Origin of the sequence: Parashewanella hymeniacidonis (assembly GCF_016900895.1) — a bacterium.
GTDB lineage: Bacteria > Pseudomonadota > Gammaproteobacteria > Enterobacterales > Shewanellaceae > Parashewanella > Parashewanella hymeniacidonis.
On the sequence record NZ_JAFEUN010000191.1, the window covers coordinates 1 to 4,262 of the forward strand.

Sequence of the window (4,262 nt, forward strand, 5' to 3'; positions counted from 1 at the left end):
TAAGTGATGGAAGCTGAAGTGATTTCATGTCAATATTTACTTGAGAGTTAGTGTGTTATTGTTTTTGTCTAAGCAACAAGATTATAACACATTAACGCTCGTCTTTTATTTATATATCAACCATATACAGATTTAAATGTGTCAATTTTGAACTCCGAAACTTGAGTTAATATTTTCAATTGCTTGCCCAACAAAGGAACGCAAACTATGTCACAGCTTTTACATACGATGATTCGTGTCGGTAACCTCGACAGAAGCATTGAATTTTATACCGATGTACTCGGAATGAAATTACTCAGAAAATCTGAGAATGAAGAATATAAATATACCTTAGCTTTTGTTGGTTATGGTGATGAATCAACGGGGCAAGCTGTAGTCGAATTGACCTTTAACTGGGGTACTGAAAGTTACGATTTAGGCACAGGTTTTGGTCATTTAGCCATTGGTGCCGAAGATATTTATCAACAATGCAAAGATATTGAAGCTGCGGGTGGAAAAGTAACACGTCAGCCAGGACCTGTTTTAGGCGGGAACACTGAAATTGCTTTTGTTGAAGATCCTGATGGTTATAAAATTGAGCTCATTCAAATGAAATCAGCTGCTAACGGTCTAGGTTAATCATTTTTATGTGATATAGCAGCTGAACACATAGCCGCTATATCTCGTTTTCGCTTTTAACGTCAGATTTTGAAGCAACCTGCTGTTCTTTTTTATGTTTATCTACTTTTTCTAGAATATATTCTATTCTGTCCAAACAACGTTTATAACAGACGTTTTTCCAGTAACGATGAACAGCTTCCAGCGCTTCTGACTCTTCATGGTTTAGTCTATTTAATTTAGACCCATGCTGTGTGAAAGATTCGACATTCGAAGCCAAATTAAATTCAACAAATTCAAGCGCTGTTTTATGTTTATCATCGTGGTGCAGTTTTGCGGTGATGATATCGCCATAAACAGATGAAGTAATAATATCTCTTCGATCTTGTCGAACCTCACTAAGTTGAGCATAGTGCTCATCTTTAGATAAATGGCTACCTAAACCATAACCTAAAGTTCCAGATATCGTGCAGAAAAAGAACAAGAGTACAAACCAAAGGCGATTCCTTTCTTTAGCTTGCTTATAGTATTCAAAAGAGTCCATTTTTAACATTCCATTTTGTTTACCCTTATCCTCCATGAATAAGGACGTCCATCATCTTTATGGTATATCGTATCCTATTGATGTAAATGTTATCAAATTATTACAATATTTATAATTAGATTATTCAGTTATTTTCCTAAAGGCTTAGTTATTAAGTCTATTCCTTACATATTCAGCTGTATTTCAACAATAAACTGCTAACCTAAACGCACACTTCAGATGAGATACCTCTTTTGACGAACATATTTGAAAGTTATGACGCTATCAAAGAATACCTCAATAAAATGACGCCAGCAGCAGAACAAGCAGGATTAAAAATCAAATCATGGGAAAACATTGAGGAGAACAGGCTTAACATCCTTGCGCAATTACCCGATTCATCCGATGTTCTGGTCTTCGCCTACGGTTCTTTAATGTGGAACCAACTTTTATAAATAAAAAAACAATTTAATGCTCGTTTGACTGGCTATGAAAGGCGGTTTTTTTTGGAAATGTTGCTATTTAGAGGTTCAGAATCTAACCCGGGGGTGATGATGGCTCTTGATGAAGGCTCATTTTGTGATGGAGTGGCATTGCAAATAGAAAAACAAGATATTGAGCTAGAAACAAAAGAGTTATGGGCCAGAGAATATGCTTTAGGCGGGTATATTCCTATTATCTCAAAGGTAGAATGCAAAAATACTCATCGTTCGTTCACTTGCATAACGTTTGTGATTAATCATCAATCAAATCGATACCACCCCTCATTTAGAACAAATCCAAATAGCGAAGCGAATTTTTCAAGCAAAAGGAGAACTTGGCAGTAACTTAGAATACTTCGAAAAAACCTTGCAAGAGATTCGCTCTCTGAATATAAGAGATCTGCATATGGAAGCGGTCATTAACCTAAAAAAAAGCAGTTGGACGCATAGAAATGTTAATAACTGCATAATGTACCAAGGAAAAAGAAGATGACTTGATTCACCAATAAAATGAATGCTTAGCTCTCGTAAACTGGCTAAAATCACCGCTAACTGCGTTATGAATAACAGTAAGTAGAACAACTACTAACTGTTACTCAAGCCTTGTTACCGGCAATTCTATCTGCGTTTAAGAGCGCCACCAACTGCTTTTTCTAGGATTAAAGAACTTTATTTTTTAAAAGCAAACCAATCAACAAAAACATGATCTAGATTAGATTTTTTAAAGGAATACAGATATATAATACCTGATACATTTAGTCAGGTATTATTTACGTATGCTTAATATTGATGAACCCGAAAACATGCAGCCTAAAATCCCTTTATTCAGACTTGGATTTCGACCATTTTTTTTATTTGGTAGTCTTTTCAGCATAATATCACTCGCATTTTGGATTTTATCGTTAAAAGGAGAGATAGCTTTTACTCCCCAAGGGAATACATTGTGGTGGCATGGTCATGAAATGATTTTCGGCTTTGTTTCCGTCATAGTTGTTGGTTTTTTATTAACCGCAGTTCAAAACTGGACTGGAAGGCCTGGATTAAAAGGGTTACCGTTAATTGGTCTGTTTATCCTATGGTTATTAGCTCGAATTTTACTGATAAATCAAGATTGGAGTTCACTAGAGTTTGCTGCAATTGTCGACTTACTTTTTTTACCTTTTTCCGCATTTGTAATGGCGAACGCAGTCGTACCGCTAAAACAATGGAGAAACTTCGGTTTTGTACCTATTTTACTTTCCTTAACTATTGCAAATGCTTGTTCTTACTATGGTTTGATCACCCATCAGCCTGATTTTGTATCTTCTTCACTCTATGCCGCAGTAATCATTATCACCGTTGTTGTAGCTCTTATCGGTGGCCGTGTTATTCCATTTTTCACTGACAGAGCGAGCGGATGGGAACGTTTACCAAGTATTGACCTCTTAGAAAAGTTGACTTTTATTTCATTAGCTTTGCTTGCGATTAGCTTTATTTTTCAGCTACAAGTAACAACAAAAATGTTTGCTTTCATTTCAGGTATCGTCTTATTGGTTCGATGGAATCGTTGGGGTTGGCAGCATACCTTTAAAACACCTCTACTTTGGTCTTTGCACTTAAGTTATTTATTCATACCAATTGGGTTAGTACTTCTTGCCACTGACTTTCCTCGTTCAGCTGGGTTACATGCCATCACAGTTGGAGGTATGGGCGGAATGATTTTAGCTATGATGGCCCGTGTTTCATTGGGGCATACTGGCCGAAAACTTGAACCGCCGAAATTGGTTGTTTTAGGTTTTGCTCTAATGATTATTGCAACTATTTGCCGTATCGGAGCAAACTTACTCCCCAATTTGTATCCGCAACTATTAGGGCTTACTGTTCTACTTTGGCTGCTAGCTTTCACAGCATTTGTAATTTGTTATGGCCCAATGCTTTGTCAAATACGTGCAGATGGAAGACCTGGTTAAGTTATTGATGCTTACCAATTTGTAAAATATGTATTAGAATCAAAGGATACTGAAAACCACGGATGGTTAATGTGCAAAATTCATTAGAAAAACGCCGCTCCTCTCGAATTGAATTAGACTATTTTAAAGTGAGATTGGAATGGTCTGATCCTCGTGGTTTTCCTAGAAGTCAAACTGCTTCATGTGTTGATATTTCAAGGCACGGGGTTTCATTTGAGTGCCCTTTTCCGTTTGAACTTGGTAGCGCTATAAGTGTTACATTCAATTACGATACTGATGCTGCAAACCAGGTCATTGGTAGTGTTTGCCGATGTTCACGTTTGAATATGGACAACTTTCATGTTGCCCTCCAAATACAAGTCGATGACACACTATAGAACCCAGCATTATAAGAAGACTAATTTAACCCTTGATAAATTATATTTAATTAACTGTAAAGTTTCTAAATAAAACCAATAAAATCAATCAAGAATATACTTTTAAAGTGTGATTAACCCACATTTCGCACGGTCATTTACAGTTGCATTTTTATTTCAATAAGTTAACAAAAACACAACTAAGATCATTCCAAACTACCATACGTTAAATCAAATTTTAGGCACACCAAACGACTTCTTTGTAGAAGCTTATACTGTCCCCACTTTAACATTACGCAATGTTGTAAATGCGACTAACTTCACCTCCAAATAGCGTTAATATCTTTTCTTTTTC

At 36.3% G+C, this 4,262-nt stretch carries 7 protein-coding genes; 6 read left to right on the forward strand and 1 reads right to left on the reverse strand.

Annotated elements, in window-relative coordinates:
- Positions 1–207 precede the first annotated feature (207 nt).
- Entirely contained in the window at positions 208–618 is a 411-nt protein-coding gene (gloA, locus tag JQC92_RS21175) for a lactoylglutathione lyase (protein WP_129944884.1), read from the forward strand.
- Positions 619–655: 37 nt separating this feature from the next.
- Here the strand turns inward: gloA and JQC92_RS21180 are convergent, their stop codons facing one another.
- The gene (locus JQC92_RS21180) at positions 656–1,141 is read right to left on the reverse strand and encodes a hypothetical protein (protein ID WP_205001518.1); all 486 of its coding nucleotides are present in this window, start codon (positions 1,139–1,141) and stop codon (positions 656–658) included.
- A gap of 233 nt (positions 1,142–1,374) precedes the next feature.
- Here JQC92_RS21180 and JQC92_RS21185 point away from each other — a divergent pair, with 233 nt between their 5' ends.
- The 5 genes from JQC92_RS21185 (at position 1,375) to JQC92_RS21205 (ending at position 3,928) form a co-directional block, all read left to right on the forward strand.
- Positions 1,375–1,575: a hypothetical protein gene (locus JQC92_RS21185; protein WP_205001519.1), complete on the forward strand. Its 201-nt coding sequence runs from the start codon at positions 1,375–1,377 to the stop codon at positions 1,573–1,575.
- Positions 1,576–1,947 (forward strand): gamma-glutamylcyclotransferase, encoded by a 372-nt coding sequence (locus JQC92_RS21190; protein ID WP_338049536.1) that lies wholly within the window; start codon positions 1,576–1,578, stop codon positions 1,945–1,947.
- Complete coding sequence (locus tag JQC92_RS23355; RefSeq protein WP_420851336.1) at positions 1,916–2,095, forward strand: hypothetical protein; 180 nt, start codon at positions 1,916–1,918, stop codon at positions 2,093–2,095. The genes JQC92_RS21190 and JQC92_RS23355 overlap by 32 nt, the downstream gene beginning before the upstream one ends.
- A gap of 283 nt (positions 2,096–2,378) precedes the next feature.
- On the forward strand, positions 2,379–3,551 hold the full coding sequence (locus JQC92_RS21200; RefSeq protein WP_205001521.1) for an NnrS family protein: 1,173 nt from the start codon (positions 2,379–2,381) through the stop codon (positions 3,549–3,551).
- A gap of 71 nt (positions 3,552–3,622) precedes the next feature.
- Positions 3,623–3,928, forward strand: coding sequence for a PilZ domain-containing protein (locus tag JQC92_RS21205; protein ID WP_205001522.1), 306 nt, complete (start codon positions 3,623–3,625; stop codon positions 3,926–3,928).
- Positions 3,929–4,262: the final 334 nt, after the last annotated feature.

Coding starts and splice junctions, on each gene's coding strand:
- gloA (WP_129944884.1), top strand. CDS start 208: ATGTCACAGCTTTTACATACGATGATTCGTGTCGGTAACCTCGACAGA.
- JQC92_RS21200 (WP_205001521.1), top strand. CDS start 2,379: ATGCTTAATATTGATGAACCCGAAAACATGCAGCCTAAAATCCCTTTA.
- JQC92_RS21180 (WP_205001518.1), bottom strand. CDS start 1,141: ATGGACTCTTTTGAATACTATAAGCAAGCTAAAGAAAGGAATCGCCTT.